This is a genomic window from Burkholderia sp., assembly GCF_018375725.1.
GTDB lineage: Bacteria > Pseudomonadota > Gammaproteobacteria > Burkholderiales > Burkholderiaceae > Burkholderia.
The window spans coordinates 1-18,161 of sequence record NZ_JAHACR010000006.1 but is presented as its reverse complement, the minus strand read 5'-3'; the positions used below and the strand labels follow the sequence as shown (position 1 = coordinate 18,161).

The window sequence follows — 18,161 nt, the reverse complement described above, 5'->3', positions numbered from 1 at the left end:
GCCGACTCGCGCCGGCCTTCGCCCGCGTTACGCGTGCAGCGACCGCGTGAAGCGGATCCGGCTCGCGCCGAACTCGCGCTTCAGCGCATCGACGTCGAGCCGATCGGCCAGCGCCGTATCGGCACCGCCGTGCGACTGCGGATCCGCGGCGAGCGTCACGTCGATTTCGAGTCCCGTGCTCAGGTAATGAAGATTGATCGCCGACGCACGCAGGCCGCGGCGCGCAAGCTCGGCCTCGACCCGCGCGGCGACCTCGCTGCGCGGCGGCAACGCGAGCGCCGGCCGGCGGGCCATGTCGTTTTCCGGATCGACGTGGATCAGCGCATCGAGCACGCGCCGGTCCGACAGCGCGCGCGCGCGCGCGGTCTCGGCGATGTAATGCCCTTCCGAAACGGAGATCATCGGATCGACGAGGATATGCGCGTCGACGAGCGCCGAGTCGCCCATCTTGCGGGTGCGCAGATCGTGCACGTCGCGCACGCCGGGCGTCGCCGCCAGCAGCGCGCGGATCTCGGCGGTGTCGGTCTCGTCGAGGGCGCGGTCGGACAGATCCTGCAACGCGTCATAGCCGAACGTCCAACCCATGCGCGCCACCATGAAACCGACGATCGCCGCCGCGATCGGGTCGAGCAGACGCACGCCGGCGAGACTGCCGACGATGCCGATCGCGACGACGAGCGACGACGCCGCATCCGAGCGCGCGTGCCACGCATTGGCGACGAGCATCGCCGAACGCACGCGCCGCGCCTCGCGCAGCATGTAGCGGAACAGCGCCTCCTTCGATACCAGCACCGTCACCGCGACGATCAGCGCGGAAAAATGCACGGGCGGAATATCCTCGAGATGCACGAGCCGGTCGCCCGCGCGCCATAACATGCCGATCCCCACCGCGATCAGGATCGCGCCGAGAAACAGCGACGCGACGGTCTCATAACGGCTGTGCCCGTAATTATGATCGGCATCCGGCAGTGCGCCGCTATGGCGATTCGCAACCAATACGACAAAATCCGAGATCAAATCGGAAATCGAATGCACGCCGTCAGCAATCAGCGCCTGCGAATGTGCAATCACGCCGACAGCAATCTGAAATGTTGCAAGCACGACATTCAGCACGATGCTGACGAATGTGCTCTTGCGCGCGACCGCGTGTTTTTCTCCGCTTTGCGCGTCGCCGGAAAGGGTGGACATGAAATATGAGATATCGAGGCTGGAGAGTGAATTCTATCAAACCCGCGCGTCACACCTCGCCAACACCCGAAAAATCCCCATTCAAATCAAACGGTTATGCGAACAGCTCGCATTTGCATTCACGCCGGTTCACGACAGCCGGCTGAGCGTATGCACGGCCGGCAACCGCATCAAAAGCAAAAAGCCACGCACCCGTCACGGGTCGTGGCTTTTTCTGCAAATTTAAACGAATGTTTAAATTGCGAACTGCTCGCGATCCTTGCCTGCGATCCAGCGCGGCGGTTTGCCACGGCCCGACCACGTCGCACCGGTTTCCGGATCGCGATACTTCGCTGCGACGCCGGCACGCGGACGGCCGATCTTGCCGGCTTTCACGCGGCTCAGGCCGAGTTCGGCGAGCGTAAATCCGTAATCGGCGATTTTCTGCTTCACGTCATTGAGCACTTCGGCGTATTCGCGCGCCTTCGCTTCTTCGATTTGCTTCTCCAGCTTCTCTCGCTGGGCCAGCAGGTCCTTGTAAGAAGACATGGTTTTCCTTTCAGATCTGACCAAATGACACCGTTCTTGAGCCGGCTTGCCATTCAAAAATATCACTACCTCGGCTTTTGAGCGCAGAGATTAACACAAAACAGAATTGATTGAGTACGAATCAATGAAACTACCGATCCCACATTACATTTTCATTTGTGTCATTTTGACCGGATTTGCATCTTTCAATTACTCCAGTCCTAACATGCAGATTAGGACATAAGACGGCACGCATTGAGGTTATCAATATACGCAATTACCCTGCATCTCTAAAAATGAAAGTTCTCATCTGACGACAAGATACGCAAAGGGCCGTCTGGACGCCTTGATGCCTTGATGCCTTGATGCCTTGATGCCTTGATGCCTTGATGCCTTGATGCCTTGATTGCAAGACAAACGTCTATCCGTCTCAAATCAACTGCCGCGCACACGAGACAAGCGACTGGCGCAACGCATCCGCTTCCGTCTGAGGTGCATCGAACGCCGTCCGCACTCGCCGGCCCTCGTGCCGCCAGTCGGCGCCATAGCGATCCACGCCGAGCAGCGCGAGATCGGGACGCCACCCGGCGTCGGCTTCGTATGCGTCCCAGAGCACGCGCTCTTCATCGAAGGCGAGCGGCGCAAGCGCATCGAGCGCCGTGCCGTCGACCCAGCCCATGCGGCCGAACCCGCCGATATAGCGCAGCCGCTCGATGTCGAGCGCCCAGAATGCGAAATCGCCGAGCGCGAGATAACGCTCCGCGCCCGGCTCGTAGCGCAGGTAGCGCGCGACGAGATGCGGATCGGCGTCGACCGGCGTGAAGCGGCCGAGCAGCGTCGCGCGCTCGGCGCTCAGCACGTCGCCGTCCGGCGCATCGACCACGAGAAAACCTGCGCGCGGATCGGTGTCGAGATTGCGCGTGTGTTCGGCGAGGTGGCTCACGAGAATCACCGGCCGGTGACGCGCGTCGGGCGCGAACGGCACGACGGTCGGATAGGGAAAGCCTTGCGGCTCGCGCGTATGCGTGGCGAGCGTCGCGAGTGCGCAGCGATGCAACAGGTGCAGCGGAAGGACGGGATCAATGTTCACGAGAACTCCTGCAATCGGAATCGGTGTGCCGTGCCGCATGTCGCGCGCGAGCGCCGACCGGACGTGGCGGCCGGCGCTTCGATAGAATCGGACCCATCGCAAGCGCCCGCGCCAGCCGCGCCGCACGATTCGGTGCGCGTGACGGATCGCTTATTTTGGCGCACATGCGCACCGATTATTTCATTCCGACGAGCCTTCCGTGTCCGACGCCTCACCCGAACTTGCCGCGCCGCCGGCAGCACACCGCACGCTTTCCCTTCCGGTACGTCAACGGGCGCGCACCGCCACGATGGCGCTCTTCTTCGTCGCCGGCATGATGTACGCGTCGTGGGGCGTACACGTGCCGACCGTGCGCGACATGTTCGCACTGAGCCCGGCGATGCTGTCCGTCGCGCTGTTTGCGGTCGCCGGCGGCTCGATCGCCGCGATGCTGACGGTCGCCCGCTGGATCGCGCGCGTCGGCTCACGTACCGCGTGTCTCGCGGGCGGGCTGGCGATGTCGGCTTGCGCGGCGCTGATCCTCGTCGTGCCGGACTTCCCGCTGTTGCTCGCCGTGCTCGCCCTGTTCGGCTTTTCGATGGCAACGCTCGACGTCGCGATGAACGCCGAGGCGAGCGCGGTCGAAATCGCGCTCGGCAAGCCGGTCATGTCGATGCTGCACGGGATGTTCAGCATCGGCGGAATGGCCGGCGCAGCCGCCGGCGGCGCACTGCTGTCGGCCGGCATGCCGCCCGCCCTGCATCTCGCGCTCGCCGCGGGCGTCGGCGCCACCGTGCTCGTCGTCGCATGCCCGGCGGTGCTGCCGCATATCCCGCATCACGCGCACGCGCATGGCAGCGGCAACCGCTGGCGCTCGCCCGCACTGTGGATGCTCGGCGGCATCGCGCTCGTCGCACTGATTGCCGAAGGCGCGATGTACGACTGGGCGACGGTCTATATGCGCGACGTCGTCGCGGCGAGCCCCGCGCTCGCGAGCGCGGCCTACGCCGCGTTCTCGGGCGGGATGGCAGCCGCGCGTTTCGCAGGCGACAAGGTGCGCGCCCGCTTCGGCGCGCCGCAGCTCGTGTTCGCAAGCGCCTCGCTCGCCTGCGCGGGCATGATCGGCGCCCTGCTGCTGCCCTACCCGGCCGCCGCGCTGACGGGCTTCACACTGATGGGCCTCGGCCTGGCGAACATGATGCCGGTGCTGTTTGCCGCCGCGGCACGCGTGAAGGGCATCCACGCAGCCGAAGGGCTCGCGCACGTCGCCGGACTCGCCTATTTCGGGCTGCTGTTCGGCCCGGTGGCAATCGGGGCGGTCGCGCAGGTGGCGAACCTGACGGTCGGTTTGTCGGTCGTCGCGCTGTGCGCCGCGCTCGTCGCGGCCGTCGCGCCGCGGGTGCTCGCCCGCCTGAAGGTCTGACGCCGGCCCGCCACCCTAAAAAAAGAAGCGCGCAAGCGTTGCCGCATGCGCGCTTCTCCCCCTTCTGTCGACCGCTCGATTACATCTTCACTTCGTCGAGCAGCGTCTTCTTGCCGCTCTTGTAGTTGTAGAGCGAAATCACGCCGTGCTGCAGATCGCCCTTCGAATCGAAGGTCGTCGTGCCGATCACGCCCGTGTAGTTCGTCTTCGGCATTTCGCCGAGGATCTTCGCCGGCTCGGTCGAATTCGCACGCTTCATCGCATCGACGACGATATAGACCGCGTCATACGTGAACGGTGCGTAGATCTGGATCGGCTGACCGAAGCGCTTCTGGTACTTCGCCTTGAACGCGCCGCCGCCCGGCATCTTCTCGAGCGAAGCGCCCGCTTCCGAGCATACGACGTTGTCGGTCGCGTCGCCGGCCAGGTCGGCCAGCTTTTCCGTGCATACGCCGTCGCCCGCGAGAATCTTCGCGCGCAGGCCGAGCTGCTTCGCCTGTTTCGCGAACGGGCCGCCCGTCGCGTCCATGCCGCCGTACATGATCGCGTCCGGATTCTCGCCCTTGATCTTGGTCAGAATCGCGCGGAAGTCGACCGCCTTGTCGTTCGTCGCGTCATGCGACACCACCTTCAGGCCGAGCGACTTGGCCTTCTTCTCGAACTCGTTCGCGAGACCCTGGCCGTAAGCGGTCGAATCGTCGACCACCGCGACGCTCTTGATGCCCTTCTTGTGCGCATAGTCGGCCAGTGCCGGACCTTGCTGCGCATCGGTCGCCACGACGCGGTACGTCGTCTTGAAGCCCTGTTGCGTGTAGGCCGGGTTGGTCGCCGACGGCGAGATCTGCACGATGCCCGCATCGCTGTAGATCTTCGAAGCCGGGATCGACGTGCCCGAGTTCAGGTGGCCGATCACCGCGACAACCTTGTCGTCGACGAGCTTCTGCGCCACTTGCGTTGCCTGACGCGGGTCGGCCGCGTCGTCCTGCGGATCGAGTTGCAGCGTGATCTTCTGGCCGCCGATCGTGAGACCCTTGGCGTTGATCTCCTCGACTGCGAGACGTGCGCCGTTTTCGTTATCCTTGCCCAGGTGTGCAATACCGCCCGTCAACGGCGCGACGTGGCCGATCTTGATGACTTGATCGGCGGACGCGTTGCTTGCGGCAGCAGCACACAGCATCGCCGCTGCAGTGATCGGCAACAGCTTTTGCATCTTGATATTCATGTAAGTCTCCAGTTTCGGTCCCAAAAAACGCCATCGCCCGGTGCCCCGCTGCCATCCCCGTGTTTGCATCACTGGACGATTCGCCGGTTGCATCGTTCATGCACTTGGCCTCAAGCACGTGAAACCGCCGCTTTTAGCAGCTGCCCGACCGTACTTGCGGGCCAGTGTAGGCGATCAAATTAATTTGTGGGACTTTTTTGAGGTAGTGGTAACACTACCGATTCAGGCAGGTTGAAATACATGCTCGAATATCGCCGCAATCCCCGTGGGATAAGGGTTTCCGCTAGTTTTTCACGGCAGGCGAAAGGCCTGTTTAAAGTGTTTCCTCGGTGTTTCGAATCGGTATTGGCGGATAGGATCGTTAATTGAAACGAAACGCGCATGCCGGCATGCGCCCTGGCGTCCTATTCGAATCGGTGCAGTTTTCGATCAGGCCGCCGCGCGCCATTCGCGCGTCGAGCACGCCGCCCGTTGCGCGGTGGCATGTCGCCACGCCACCGCACCGAGCCCAGACTGCGGCACCTGGCGATTGATGGCACACTGACCCGCCCCTTTTACCTCATCGAGGCGCACGCGATGCTGCCTCGCTCGCCAGGAGTACAACGTGACTGCCCAATGGATCGACATCCCGACCGGTAACGACCGCTTCGGCGGCTACCTCGCGCTGCCTAAGCGCAGCAACGGACCGGCCGTCATCATCATCCAGGAGATCTTCGGCGTGAACGCGCATATCCGCGCGGTCGCCGACCAGTATGCGGCCGACGGCTACGTCGCGCTCGCGCCGGACGTGTTCTGGCGCACCCGGCCCCGCGTCGAGCTGGCCTACGAAGGCGCGGACCGCGACACCGGCATCGAGCTGCTGCAGAAGACCGACGTGAACCTCGCGGTCGCGGACATCGGCGCCGCCGCCGATCTGCTGCGCGCGCGGCCGGAAGTCGAAGGCCGGGTCGCCGCGATCGGCTACTGCTTCGGCGGCCGCCTCGCGTATCTCGCGGCCGCGGCCGGCAAGGTAGATGCGACCGTCGCGTATTACGGCGGCGGCATCCAGAACGCGCTCGATGTCGCGGACGAGATCACGCAGCCGATCCTGTTCCATTACGCGGAAAACGATCACGGCATTCCGCTGTCGGCGGTCGAGCAGGTCGAGGCGCGCTTCGCCGGCCGCCGCAACGCGACCTTCCATGTGTATCCGGGCGCCGAGCACGGCTTCAACTGCCCGGATCGGGCGTCGTACAACCAGCGCGCCGCCGCGCTCGCGCACGGCCGCACGCTGATTTTCCTCGCCGAGCATCTGTAATGCCGGCGCGAGCCCGGCGCACGCACCGGGCTCGCGCACGTTCCGTTCATCGCCACCCGACATAACAAAGCAAAAGGGGAGACTGTGGTACATCCGGACTATCTCGCTCACGACGCCATCGGCCTCGCCGATCTCGTCCGCCAACGTCAGGTCAGCCCGCGCGAATTGATCGATGCCGCGATCGCGCAGGCCGAAGCCGTCAATCCCGCGATCAACGCGATCGTGCTGCGCGACTACGATGCGGCGCGCGAGCGCGCGGCCACGATGCACGCGCCCGACGGCCCGTTCGCCGGCGTGCCGTATCTCGTCAAGGATCTCGACGCGGCCGTGGCCGGCCTGCCGATGTCGATGGGCAGCCGCCATTACCGCTACTTCGTGCCCGCCGCCGATTCGCCGCTGATCGCGAAAAGCCGTGCCGCCGGACTCAATGTCTTCGGCAAGACCAACACGCCGGAATTCGGCCAGATGCCGTACACGGAGCCGGAGCTGTTCGGCGCATGCCGCAATCCGTGGAACCTCGATCACACGCCGGGCGGCTCGAGCGGCGGCGCGGCCGCGGCCGTCGCGGCCGGGATCGTGCCGCTCGCGCACGCGTCCGACGGCGGCGGCTCGATCCGCATCCCCGCATCGTGCTGCGGGCTGTTCGGCCTCAAGCCGAGCCGCAACCCCGCGCTGGTCGACCGGCAGATGAACGGCGATCTCGTCGTCCAGCACGCGGTCGCACGCAGCGTGCGCGACAGCGCGCTGCTGCTCGACGTCACGACCGGCCAGACACTGCCGCCGGGCGCGCCCGGCACGTTCCTCGGCGCGCTCGACACGCCGCCCGAGCCGCTGCGGATCGGGCTCGTCGTTGATCCGATGTTCGCGCCCGCGCTCGATGACGACGCCCGCGCGGCGCTCGACGATGCCGCCGCGCTCGCCGCGTCGCTCGGCCATCACGTCGAGCCGGCCATGCTGAACATCGACTTCGCGCGCGCCGGCGAGATTTTTCTGACGCTGTGGTCGACGATCGCCGACGAGATGGTGCTCGGCGCACGGCAACGGACCGGCCGCACGCCGCGGCGCAGCGAATTCGAACCCGCGTCGTGGGCGATGGCCGTCGTCGGCAAACGGCTCGGGCGCGAGCGACTACCGGAAGCGCTCGAATTTCAGCGACAGTTGACCGCGCAGATCGCCAGCCTCGTCGCACGCTACGACGTGATTCTGTGCGCGTCGCTCGCGGGGCCGCCCGTCAAGATCGGCTCGATGCTGCCAACGCCGTTCGAACAGGCGCAGATGAAGATTCTCGCGGCGTTGCCGCTCAAGCCGCTCTTGAAGGAAATGCTCGCGAAGTCGTCACAGAAGGCGTTCGCGTGGGCCGGCTGCACCGAGCTTTTCAACCTGACCGGTCAGCCGGCGATGTCGGTGCCGCTCTACTGGAATGCGCGCGGGCTGCCGGTCGGCGTGCAGTTCGCCGCGCGCCACGGCGACGACGCGCTGCTGCTCAGGCTCGCGCGGCAGTTCGAACAGGCGCGGCCGTGGTTCGACAGGCGCCCGCCGCTGACGCAGGCACAGCCGTGATGCGCGCGCGCCGTTCCGGCGTGTGCGGTCGCGACGGTGCGCAACGTGTCACGCAATCCGCACCGGTCGCTACGCGCAGCCAGGCACGTTCTTCCCGGATTCGCGCGAAAAAAAACGGCCTGCCGGCAATGCCGGCAGGCCGTGTCATGTCGAGCGGCGAGTCGCTTACAGACTGAGCCGTTCGCAGATCGTCTTGGTCGCAGCCGCGCCGTTCAGCGTATAGAAATGCAGCCCCGGCACGCCGGCGTCGACGAGACGCTGGCACAGGCCCGTCACGACATCCGCACCGAACGCACGGATCGCGTCGCGATCGTCGCCGAAGCTTTCGAGCCGGCGCGCGACCCAGCGCGGCACTTCGGCGCCGCACATTTCCGAGAAGCGCATCAGCTGCGAGAAGTTCGTGATCGGCATGATGCCCGGCACGATCGGCACCTCGACGCCGAGCTTGCGCGCATCGTCGACGAAACGGAAATACGCGTCCGCGTTGAAGAAATACTGGGTGATCGCGGAATTCGCGCCCGCCTTCACCTTGCGCGCGAAATTCTCGAGATCGGCCTTCGGCGAGCGCGCCTGCGGGTGGTATTCCGGATACGCGGCGACTTCGATGTGGAACCAGTCGCCATGCTCCGCGCGGATGAAGCTGACCAGCTCGGACGCGTAGCGCAGCTCGCCGACCTCGCCCATGCCGGACGGCAGGTCGCCGCGGAGCGCGACGATGTGGCGGATGCCGTGCGAGCGGTACTGGTCGAGGATCGCGCGCAGGCTGTCCTTCGACGAGCCGATGCACGACAGATGAGGCGCGGCTTCGAGGCCGTCCTTCTGCATGTCGAGCACGGTATCGAGCGTGCCCTGCTGCGTCGAGCCGCCTGCGCCGAACGTCACCGAGACGAATTTCGGCTTCAGCGGCATCAGCTGCGCACGGGTCCCGCGCAGCTTCTCGACGCCTTCCGCCGTCTTCGGCGGGAAGAATTCAAAGGAGAGTTCGATCGGTTTCATGATGGGGATTTCAACCCTTTCAGCCGATGTTGCGCTGGCCGAAGATCAGGGCGGACAGCAGCCAGGACACGATGCTGTACAGGATCGAACCGAAGAACGCGGACCAGAACCCCGACACTTCGAAACCTTTCAGCAGCGACGACGCGAACCAGAAGCACAGCGCGTTCACGACGAGGATGAACAGCCCGAGCGTGACGACCGTGACGGGCAGTGTCAGCAGGATCAGCACCGGCCGGATCACCGTGTTGATGAGGCCGAGCACGATCGCGATGATCAGCGCGGTGCCGAAGCTCTTGATGTGAATCGACGGCACCAGATAGGTGATGATCAGCAGGGCAAGGGCGTTGATGACCCAGGTCAGGATGAGTGTCATGAAATGCTCCGGTTCGGTTGATGGTCAGGCCGGGCCGCGTAGGCCGGGCCGCGTAGGCCGCGCCGCGCAGGCCGGGCCACGAAGCTGCCCGGATCGCGCAATGACAGCGGACGGTTCCGCCGGAACCCCGTCATCGTATCGTGCGGCGCCCGTGCGGCGAAACGGTGCACGGTACGGACGCCGCAGGCAGGCGACGGCGGTTCCGGCGTCCGCTCAATAGCGGTAGTGGTTCGGCTTGAACGGGCCTTCCTTCGACACGCCGATATACGAGGCCTGCTCGTCCGACAGCACCGACAGGTTCGCGCCGATGCGCGCGAGGTGCAGGCGTGCGACCTTCTCGTCGAGATGCTTCGGCAGCACGTACACCTTGTTCTCGTACTCGCCGCCGCGCGTGAACAGTTCGATCTGCGCGAGCACCTGGTTCGTAAACGAGTTCGACATCACGAACGACGGGTGGCCGGTCGCGCAGCCGAGGTTCACCAGACGGCCTTCCGCCAGCAGGATCACGCGCTTGCCGTCCGGGAAGATGATGTGGTCGACCTGCGGCTTGATGTTGTCCCACTGGTACTGGCGGGTCGAGGCGACGTCGATTTCCGAGTCGAAGTGACCGATGTTGCAGACGATCGCGTTGTGGCGCATCGCCTTCATGTGATCGTGGTTGATCACGTGGTAGTTGCCGGTCGCCGTCACGAAGATGTCGGCCTTGTCGGCCGCGTATTCCATCGTCACGACGCGGTAGCCTTCCATCGCCGCCTGCAGTGCGCAGATCGGATCGATTTCCGTCACCCACACCGTCGCGCCGAGGCCGCGCAGCGATTGCGCGCAGCCCTTGCCCACGTCGCCGTAGCCCGCGACGACCGCGATCTTGCCCGCGATCATCACGTCGGTCGCGCGCTTGATGCCGTCGACGAGCGACTCGCGGCAGCCGTACAGGTTGTCGAACTTCGACTTCGTGACCGAGTCGTTCACGTTGATCGCCGGGAACGGCAGGCGGCCTTCCTTCTCCATCTGGTACAGGCGGTGCACGCCGGTCGTCGTTTCCTCGGTGACGCCCTTGATGTGCGCGAGACGCTTCGAGTACCAGTTCGCGTCGAGGTCGAGGTGGCGCGCGATCGACTTGTACAGCGCGACTTCCTCTTCGTTCGTCGGCGTCGCGATCACCGAGCGATCCTTCTCGGCCTTCGCGCCGAGAATCAGCAGCAGCGTGGCATCGCCGCCGTCGTCGAGGATCATGTTCGCGAATTCGCCGTTCGGCCATTCGAAAATGCGGTGCGAGAATTCCCAGTATTCGTCGAGCGATTCGCCCTTGAACGCGAACACCGGCGTGCCGCCCGCGGCGATCGCCGCGGCAGCGTGGTCCTGCGTCGAGAAGATGTTGCACGAGGCCCAGCGCACGTCCGCGCCGAGCGCCTTCAGCGTCTCGATCAGCACGCCCGTCTGGATCGTCATGTGCAGCGAGCCGGCGATGCGCGCGCCCTTCAGCGGCTGCTGCGCCTTGTACTCTTCGCGGATCTGCACGAGGCCCGGCATTTCGGTCTCGGCGATGTCGAGTTCCTTGCGGCCCCAGCCGGCAAGCGACATGTCCGCGACGAGGTAATCGTTGGAAGCTTGGGAATCGATGATGGCGCTCATCACGCCCTCCTTTCTAATAAGTTCTAGAAAATGGTGACGTGAGCGCCGTTCAGGAAGCGGCCGGCCGGCGAAATCGTCGCCGCGCGAGCGCTTGGTGAAGCTTTCCGAGCCTGGCGGGGCAGGATCGCACCCGTCGCAACGCTCCTCGGAAAACGGGATGGATTGTAGCAAATCGGCGCGAAGCGTGCCTGTGCGGGCCATCTGTATCCGAGAACAGATCCGCGCATCGGCGTCGCGCCGGTGCCGCTCAGCCATGCCCGGCGCCGCACGCGCCCGGCTGGCTCGGCGCCGGATTGCCAAAGGCCGCGGGTGTCCCGCAACGGGACAACGAGGTCAGTTCTCCGCGCCGACCCAGGCCTGCTCGCGCAGCCGCGCACGCAGCCGCGCGACCGCCTGGCTGTGCAGCTGGCATACGCGCGACTCGCTCACCTCGAGCACGGCGCCGATCTCGCGCAGATTCAGTCCCTGGTCGTAGTACAGCGACATCAGCAGCTTCTCGCGCTCCGGCAGCCGTTCGATCGCCTCGATCAGCGCGTCGCGCAGATGCTCGTCGAGCAGCGCCGACAGCGGATCGGCATGATCGACGCGATAGCGGTCGAGAAACGGTTCGTCGTCGGCTGCGCGGTCGAAATCCTCGTAGTAGATCAGCTGGCTGCCGTGCAGGTCCTGCAGCATCCCCTGATATTCGTCGAGCGGCATGTCGAGGTGCTGCGCGATTTCCGTCTCGGACGCCGCGCGGCCCAGTTGCTGCTCGACCTGATGAACCGCGTGCTCGACCTCGCGCGACGTCTTGCGCAGGCTGCGCGGCAGCCAGTCGTTGCTGCGCAGCTCGTCGAGCATCGCGCCGCGGATCCGCTGCGTCGCGTAGGTCTCGAACTGCGCGCCCTGATCTTCCTTGTAGCGGCCGGCCGCATCCATCAGACCGATCATCCCGGCCTGGATCAGATCGTCGAGATCGACGCTCGCCGGCATCTTCGCGACGAGTTGCAGGCCCAGACGGCGCACGAGCGGTGCGTATTGCGTCAGGACGTCGGCCTGCGAAATCTTTCCCTGAGCGTTGTACATCATGGCTCTCTCCTTCCTGTGGCGCTCATGCGGCGTGCGCCGCTCCCGCGTCGAACGCCGGGCTGCCCGCAAGGGCTCGCCCCGTGCCCGGACGCGGGCGCAGCGGCCAGTACAGCAAGTCGCCGGCAATCTGCCGGTAGTCGCGCGCGGCCGGCGACGACGGGAACGCGTCGACGGCCGTGCGCACCAGCTCGCGCGCGTGCTCGACGAGCGGATCGGCGCTCACGCAGCCGGCATCGGCAATCGACACCGTCATGTAGCGGCTCGCGACCCCCGCGAGGTTGTCGAACGCGATCTTCGCGTCGGCGTGGCTGCCGACGTGGTTGGTCAAAACGCGGAACTGCGCGATCGCATGCGCGAAATGCAGCCGCTTCATGCAGGCATAGGCCTCGGTGATCGCCTGCGTGGCGACGCGCGTGACGATCAGCACGTCGTGCGCTTCGCGCGCGAGCGTCGAGAATGCGCCGTCGTCGTCGAGCCGGGCATCGACGAGCACGATGTCGGCCGGGCCGTCGATGAAATCGCTCAGCCGCGCTTCGCCGTAACCGTCGCGCGCGAGCCCCGCTGCGGCGCACACCGCGAATCCGGCGGCGACGCGCACCCGCGCGCCGTCGCACAGCCGCGCGCCGACGAGCGTAGCGGCGGCCGAGTGCGCATCCGTGCGTTCGTCGACGACAAGCACGTCCTTGCCGAGCGCCGCGAGCGCCGCCGCGAGGTTCACGACGGCCGACGTGCAGCCGACACCGGCAGGACCGCCCGTCACCGCGACAATCCGCGACGCACGCCCGGCCAGCAGGCGCCGCAGGCCTTCGGCCTGGTCGATCGTCCGTTTATCCAAAGCGCACCTCGTGCAGCTCGGCGGTGGAACGTGCAGTCAGCGCGGAAAGGAGCGCGGGCATGTCCTCGTCGTGCGGCACGAAAGGCGAGCCGTCGCGCGGCACACAGAACGCACTCTTCAGCAGGAACTTCGTCGTGGCGACATACAGGTTCTCCGGCACCTTCTGGCCGGTCGACACGTAATGGACCGGCAGCTTGTAGCGGATCACCGTGTCGAGCACGCCGCCGAGATTCGTCGCTTCGTCGAGCTTCGTCAGGATGCAGCCCGCGAGATCCGGCTGGCCGGGCGCGCTGCGGTAGGCCTGCACGACTTCGTTGAGCGTGTCGCCGTGGCTGGTCGCGTTCAGCAGCAGCAGACGCTGCACCGGCGTGTTCGCGCCATGCAGCATCGCGATCTGGTCGGATACCGCACGGTCGCGCTGGCTCATGCCGATCGTGTCGATCAGCACGATGTGCTTGTTGCGCAGTTCGGACAGCGCCAGCTGCAGGTCGCCGCCGTCCTTCACCGCATGCACCGGCACGCCGAGGATCTTGCCGAAGATGCGCAGCTGCTCGTGGCCGCCGATCCGGTAGCTGTCGGTCGTCAGCAGCGCGACCTTGCTCGCGCCGAAACGCATCACGCAACGCGCGGCGAGCTTCGCGGTGGTCGTCGTCTTGCCGGCGCCCGTCGGGCCCATCAGAGCGAACACGCCGCCGCGCTCCATCAGCGCGTCTTCGCTGTCGAGCACCGGCAGGTTCGCCGCGAGCACCGACTGCGCCCATTCGGCCGCCTGGTCGAGCGTCTGCGCGGCTTCGCCCTCCGGCAGGTTGTCGACCATCAGCCGCACCAGTTGCGCCGAAAAGCCGGCGGCAAACAGATGCTTCGTCAACGCGCCGTGCACGGGATTGCGGCGCTGGCGCTCGTTCCACATCAGGCCGGCGAACTGCTCTTCCATCATGCCGCGCATCGCGCCCAGCTCGTGCATCACCGTGTCGTTGACGATGCGCTCGATGCGGGCCTTCACGGCATCCGCGACCGCGGCAGCGGTTTCTTCAGGCAGGCCGGCCAGGGCGGCGGGATGCGCAGCAGCCGGGGCGGCCGCCGGCGCATCGGCCGCGCGGCGCGGCGCGGCGGCGTCGACCGGATAGCGGCGCGCGACGTTGCGCACGATGTCGTTCGCCCATTCGGGCGGCGTCGCGGCAGCGATGCCGTCGGCATGCGCGTCGCGAACCGGAGAGGCTTCCTTCGGAGCGCGCGCACCCGCGTCGTCGGTCTGCGCGATGGTCTGCGCACGCAAGATCAGCGCGTCGCGCTGTTGCGTCAGGCGCTTCGCGTGCTCGACGAGCCACGGCGCGGGCTCGGACGCGGGCGACGCCGCCGGCGCGGCGGCGGGCAATGCTGCATCGGCGGTCTCAGCGCTCGCGCCGAACACCGACGAGAACACGTCCGGCAGGCCGCCTTCGCCTGTCGCATAGGGATTCATGGCCGGACGCGCGGCAGGCTCACGCGCGGCGGACGCGGCCGGCTCGCCCGGCAGGATCGCCGCGGCAGACTGAACCGCCGCCCCATGCTGGGCGGCCGTGCCGTACCGCGCCGCGACGGGCGGCGTGATCGCGGCCAGTTCGGCATCGGCCAGCGCGACGATTTCGACGCTGCCGTCATCGAGCGTGCGGTTCGACAGCACGACGGCGTCGGCGCCCAGCGCTTCGCGCACGAGACGGAGTGCGTCGCGGCTCGTCGCGCCGGTGAATTTGCGAATGTTCAAGCGGAACCCCCGATGACGTTAACGACCTTGATCGTGCGTGTATCCGGCACTTCGGCATACGACAGCACTTTCAATTGCGGCAGGCTGCGGCGCAGGAACCGCGCGAGCATCGCGCGCAGCGCATGCGGCACGAGCAGCACGGGCGGCAGCCCCATGTTCTGTTGACGCAGCATCGCTTCCTGCGTGCCGGTCAGAAGCGTGTGCGCGAGGCCGGGCTCGAGGCCCGGATTCGCGCCGGTGGCGAGCGCCTGCGACAGCACGCGCTCGAGATTGGCGTCGAGGCCCATCACCTGCATCTCGCCCGCGCCCGGATACCACTGCTGCGTGATCGCGCGGCCGAGCGCCAGCCGCACGGCGGCCGTGATGTCGTAGGCATCGGTGACGCGGCCGGCCTGTTCGGATACGGCTTCGAGGATCGTGCGCATGTCGCGGATCGGCACGCCTTCGTCGAGCAGGTTTTGCAGCACTTTCTGCAGCGTCGTCAGCGAAATCGTCTTCGGCACGAGGTCCTCGACGAGCGACGGCGCGTCCTTGCCGGTGCGCTCGATCAGCGCCTGCACTTCCTGGCGGCCGAGCAGCTCGGCCGCATGCTGGACGACGAGATGATTCAGGTGCGTCGCGACGACCGTGCTCGCATCGACGACCGTATAGCCGTACACCTGCGCCTGCTCGCGCATGCCGACGTCGATCCAGACCGCCGGCAGGCCGAACGCCGGATCCTGCGTCGGCGCACCGGGCATCGCGGCCGTCACCTGGCCCGGGTTGATCGCGAGCCACTGGCCCGGAAACACTTCGCCCGCGCCGATCTCGACGCCCTTCAGCGCGATCCGGTAACCGTTCGGCCGCAGTTCAAGGTTGTCGCGGATATGGATCACCGGCGGCAGGAAACCGATTTCCTGCGCGAACTTCTTGCGGATGCTCTTGATGCGCTTCAGCAGCTCGCCGTCGCTGTTCTTGTCGACGAGCGGAATCAGCCGGTAGCCGACTTCGAGGCCGAGCGGATCGATCAGCTGCACGTCGTCCCAGGTCGCTTCGTGACTGTCGCCCGGCAGCGCGGCGGGCGGCGCGATGTCGGTGACGTCGCCGGCCGCCTTGCGGGCTTCGGCGCGCTTCGTCTGCACGCGGGCCAGCCAGATCGCGCCGCCGCCGAGCAGCAGGAACGCGAAGTGCGGCATGTTCGGAATCAGCCCCATCACCAGGATGATCGTGCCCGTGATCGTCAGCACGCGCGGGTTCGTGAACAGCTGGCTGGTGAGCTGCGTGCCGATGTCCTCGTCGGTCGCGACGCGCGACACGATCACGCCGGCCGCGGTCGAAATCACGAGCGACGGGATCTGCGCGACGAGACCGTCGCCGATCGTCAGCAGCGTGTAGTTCTTGCCGGCCGCCGCGAAGCTCATGTCATGCTGCAGCATCCCGACGATCAGGCCGCCGATCACGTTGATCGCCATGATGATCAGGCCGGCGATCGCGTCGCCGCGCACGAACTTCGACGCGCCGTCCATCGAGCCGTAGAACTCGGCTTCCTGCGACACCGCCTGGCGGCGCTTCCTCGCCTGCTCCTCGTTGATGAGGCCGGCGTTCAGGTCGGCGTCGATCGCCATCTGCTTGCCGGGCATCGCATCGAGCGTGAAGCGCGCGGACACTTCCGCGATCCGCCCCGCGCCCTTCGTGATCACCATGAAGTTGATGATCATCAGGATCACGAACACGACGATGCCGACTGCGAAGTTGCCGCCGACGAGGAAGTGGCCGAACGCCTCGATCACCTGCCCGGCCGCGTCCGGCCCCGTGTGGCCTTCGAGCAGCACGATACGCGTCGACGCGACGTTCAGCGACAGCCGCAGCAGCGTCGAGAACAGCAGCACGCTCGGGAACGCCGCGAAGTCGAGCGGCTTCATCGTGTACATGCTGACGAGCAGCACCATCACGGACAGCGCGATGTTGAACGTGAACAGCAGATCCAGCAGCATCGGCGGCAGCGGCAGGATCATCATCCCCAGGATCATGCAGATGAGGATCGGGCCCGACAGCGCGCGCAGGTTCGTCCCGGCGAACGGGTTCGCGCGCTTCGCGAACAGACCGGACGGCGTGCTCATGCTGCCTCCCGCCCGGCCGCCGCGTCAGGCGGCAGCGAACGAATGGACGCGTATCGGCCGATCATGCCCGGCCTCCTTGCGTGCGCGCATTCGCGCCGAGGACGTCCTCGGCCTCTTCCTGCTCGTCGTCGGCGGACACCGTCGCGCCCTTGTCGAGTTCGGCCGGCACGTCGAGATCGACCGGCACCTCGGGCGCCTCGCCGCCTTCCAGACGGAAACGCTTGAGCTGATAGACCCACGCGAGCACTTCGGCGACGGCCGAATACAGCGAGCCGGGAATCTCGCGTTCGAGTTCGACGTTGTGATAGAGCGCACGCGCGAGCGGCGGCGCTTCGAGCATCGGCACGCCGTGCTCGGCGGCAAGCTCGCGAATGCGCGCGGCGACGAGGTTGACGCCCTTCGCGACGACCTTCGGCGCGCGCATCTCGCCGTCCGTGTACTGCAACGCGACCGCGAAGTGCGTCGGGTTCGTGACGACCACGTCCGCCTTCGGCACGGCCGCCATCATGCGGCGGCGGGCGATCGCGCGCTGCTGCTGGCGGATCCGGCCTTTCACGTGCGGATCGCCTTCGTTCTCGCGATGTTCGCGCTTCACTTCTTCCTTCGTCATGCGCAGCTTCTTGTTGTACTGCCAGAGTTGATACGGCACGTCGAGCCCGGCGACCACCAGCATCCCCGCGACCGTCGCGCCGCAGCACACGGCGACGAGATGCAGCGCGTCGGCGAGCGCCGCGTCGAGCGGCTGCGTCGCGAGACCGAGCAATTCGTCCTTGCTGCGCCAGATCGCCACGCCGCCGATCCCGCCGACGACCAGCGTCTTCGCGAGCGACATGCCGAGCTGGATCGGCCCCTGGATCGAGAACATCCGGCCGAGGCCCGACACCGGATTCAGGCGGTCGAATTTCAGCTCGAAAGTCTTCGACGAGATCAGCCAGCCGCCGAGCGCCATCGGCGCGAGCAGCGCGGCAATGCCGGTGAGCGCGAGGAGCGGCGCGAGCGCGGCGAGCCCTTCGAGGCTCGCGCTGCCGGCCGCGGACAGCATCCGGCTCGTGTCGAACGCCGTCGCGCGGTCGAACGAGAACGCCCCGCGCAGCATCGTCCGGAAATGACCTCCGATCGGGCCGGCGAGCAGCCAGGCACCGTAGAAG

At 66.5% G+C, this 18,161-nt stretch carries 16 protein-coding genes and 1 riboswitch; of the genes, 4 read left to right on the top strand and 12 right to left on the bottom strand.

What is annotated here, in order from left to right; translation table 11 throughout:
• Positions 1-27: 27 nt before the first annotated feature.
• Complete coding sequence (locus KH616_RS02770; RefSeq protein WP_292236178.1) at positions 28-1,188, bottom strand: cation diffusion facilitator family transporter; 1,161 nt, start codon at positions 1,186-1,188, stop codon at positions 28-30.
• Between KH616_RS02770 and KH616_RS02765 the strand changes: the two genes are divergently transcribed.
• On the top strand, positions 1,187-1,414 hold the full coding sequence (locus tag KH616_RS02765; protein ID WP_292236176.1) for a hypothetical protein: 228 nt from the start codon (positions 1,187-1,189) through the stop codon (positions 1,412-1,414). The two genes, KH616_RS02770 and KH616_RS02765, sit on opposite strands and share 2 nt — an antisense overlap.
• 8 nt (positions 1,415-1,422) lie before the next feature.
• Here KH616_RS02765 and KH616_RS02760 read toward each other — a convergent pair whose 3' ends face one another.
• On the bottom strand, positions 1,423-1,716 hold the full coding sequence (locus KH616_RS02760; protein WP_292236174.1) for an H-NS histone family protein: 294 nt from the start codon (positions 1,714-1,716) through the stop codon (positions 1,423-1,425).
• A 409-nt stretch (positions 1,717-2,125) separates the two neighbouring features.
• Positions 2,126-2,785, bottom strand: coding sequence for a pyridoxamine 5'-phosphate oxidase family protein (locus KH616_RS02755; protein WP_292236173.1), 660 nt, complete (start codon positions 2,783-2,785; stop codon positions 2,126-2,128).
• Positions 2,786-2,984: 199 nt separating this feature from the next.
• Here KH616_RS02755 and KH616_RS02750 point away from each other — a divergent pair, with 199 nt between their 5' ends.
• On the top strand, positions 2,985-4,187 hold the full coding sequence (locus KH616_RS02750) for an MFS transporter (protein ID WP_292236170.1): 1,203 nt from the start codon (positions 2,985-2,987) through the stop codon (positions 4,185-4,187).
• Positions 4,188-4,266: 79 nt separating this feature from the next.
• On the opposite strand, the gene KH616_RS02745 is transcribed toward KH616_RS02750, so the two are convergent.
• Complete coding sequence (locus KH616_RS02745; protein ID WP_292236168.1) at positions 4,267-5,409, bottom strand: branched-chain amino acid ABC transporter substrate-binding protein; 1,143 nt, start codon at positions 5,407-5,409, stop codon at positions 4,267-4,269.
• 604 nt (positions 5,410-6,013) lie between these two features.
• Between KH616_RS02745 and KH616_RS02740 the strand changes: the two genes are divergently transcribed.
• Complete coding sequence (locus tag KH616_RS02740; RefSeq protein ID WP_292236166.1) at positions 6,014-6,706, top strand: dienelactone hydrolase family protein; 693 nt, start codon at positions 6,014-6,016, stop codon at positions 6,704-6,706.
• Between the two features lie 84 nt (positions 6,707-6,790).
• Positions 6,791-8,266 carry an amidase family protein gene (locus KH616_RS02735; protein ID WP_292236164.1) on the top strand — a complete coding sequence of 492 codons (1,476 nt, stop codon included), beginning with the start codon at positions 6,791-6,793 and terminating at the stop codon, positions 8,264-8,266.
• Between the two features lie 165 nt (positions 8,267-8,431).
• Here the strand turns inward: KH616_RS02735 and metF are convergent, their stop codons facing one another.
• The 8 genes from metF to KH616_RS02695 form a co-directional block, all read right to left on the bottom strand.
• Complete coding sequence (gene metF, locus KH616_RS02730; RefSeq protein ID WP_292236163.1) at positions 8,432-9,262, bottom strand: methylenetetrahydrofolate reductase [NAD(P)H]; 831 nt, start codon at positions 9,260-9,262, stop codon at positions 8,432-8,434.
• Between the two features lie 19 nt (positions 9,263-9,281).
• Positions 9,282-9,635 carry a phage holin family protein gene (locus KH616_RS02725; RefSeq protein WP_292236161.1) on the bottom strand — a complete coding sequence of 118 codons (354 nt, stop codon included), beginning with the start codon at positions 9,633-9,635 and terminating at the stop codon, positions 9,282-9,284.
• Between the two features lie 213 nt (positions 9,636-9,848).
• On the bottom strand, positions 9,849-11,270 hold the full coding sequence (gene ahcY / locus KH616_RS02720; RefSeq protein ID WP_292236160.1) for an adenosylhomocysteinase: 1,422 nt from the start codon (positions 11,268-11,270) through the stop codon (positions 9,849-9,851).
• Positions 11,271-11,300: 30 nt separating this feature from the next.
• Positions 11,301-11,420: riboswitch (S-adenosyl-L-homocysteine riboswitch) on the bottom strand.
• Positions 11,421-11,600: 180 nt separating this feature from the next.
• On the bottom strand, positions 11,601-12,335 hold the full coding sequence (locus KH616_RS02715) for an RNA polymerase sigma factor FliA (protein ID WP_292236158.1): 735 nt from the start codon (positions 12,333-12,335) through the stop codon (positions 11,601-11,603).
• Between the two features lie 22 nt (positions 12,336-12,357).
• A complete protein-coding gene (locus tag KH616_RS02710; protein ID WP_292236156.1) occupies positions 12,358-13,170 on the bottom strand; it encodes a MinD/ParA family protein in 813 nt (270 codons plus the stop codon).
• The gene (flhF, locus tag KH616_RS02705; RefSeq protein WP_292236154.1) at positions 13,163-14,914 is read right to left on the bottom strand and encodes a flagellar biosynthesis protein FlhF; all 1,752 of its coding nucleotides are present in this window, start codon (positions 14,912-14,914) and stop codon (positions 13,163-13,165) included. Before flhF ends, KH616_RS02710 begins: the two co-directional genes overlap by 8 nt.
• The gene (gene flhA, locus KH616_RS02700) at positions 14,911-17,013 is read right to left on the bottom strand and encodes a flagellar biosynthesis protein FlhA (RefSeq protein WP_292236152.1); all 2,103 of its coding nucleotides are present in this window, start codon (positions 17,011-17,013) and stop codon (positions 14,911-14,913) included. The genes flhF and flhA overlap by 4 nt, the downstream gene beginning before the upstream one ends.
• A gap of 61 nt (positions 17,014-17,074) precedes the next feature.
• Positions 17,075-18,161, bottom strand: a 1,087-nt coding sequence (locus KH616_RS02695) for a flagellar type III secretion system protein FlhB (protein WP_292236150.1), incomplete at its 5' end; no start/stop codon positions are given.

Excerpts from the sequence above, each read along its gene's own strand:
- KH616_RS02765 (WP_292236176.1), top strand. The coding sequence starts at position 1,187 with ATGAAATATGAGATATCGAGGCTGGAGAGTGAATTCTATCAAACCCGC.
- KH616_RS02770 (WP_292236178.1), bottom strand. The coding sequence starts at position 1,188 with ATGTCCACCCTTTCCGGCGACGCGCAAAGCGGAGAAAAACACGCGGTC.
- KH616_RS02760 (WP_292236174.1), bottom strand. The coding sequence starts at position 1,716 with ATGTCTTCTTACAAGGACCTGCTGGCCCAGCGAGAGAAGCTGGAGAAG.
- KH616_RS02745 (WP_292236168.1), bottom strand. The coding sequence starts at position 5,409 with ATGAATATCAAGATGCAAAAGCTGTTGCCGATCACTGCAGCGGCGATG.
- metF (WP_292236163.1), bottom strand. The coding sequence starts at position 9,262 with ATGAAACCGATCGAACTCTCCTTTGAATTCTTCCCGCCGAAGACGGCG.
- KH616_RS02725 (WP_292236161.1), bottom strand. The coding sequence starts at position 9,635 with ATGACACTCATCCTGACCTGGGTCATCAACGCCCTTGCCCTGCTGATC.
- KH616_RS02715 (WP_292236158.1), bottom strand. The coding sequence starts at position 12,335 with ATGATGTACAACGCTCAGGGAAAGATTTCGCAGGCCGACGTCCTGACG.
- flhA (WP_292236152.1), bottom strand. The coding sequence starts at position 17,013 with ATGAGCACGCCGTCCGGTCTGTTCGCGAAGCGCGCGAACCCGTTCGCC.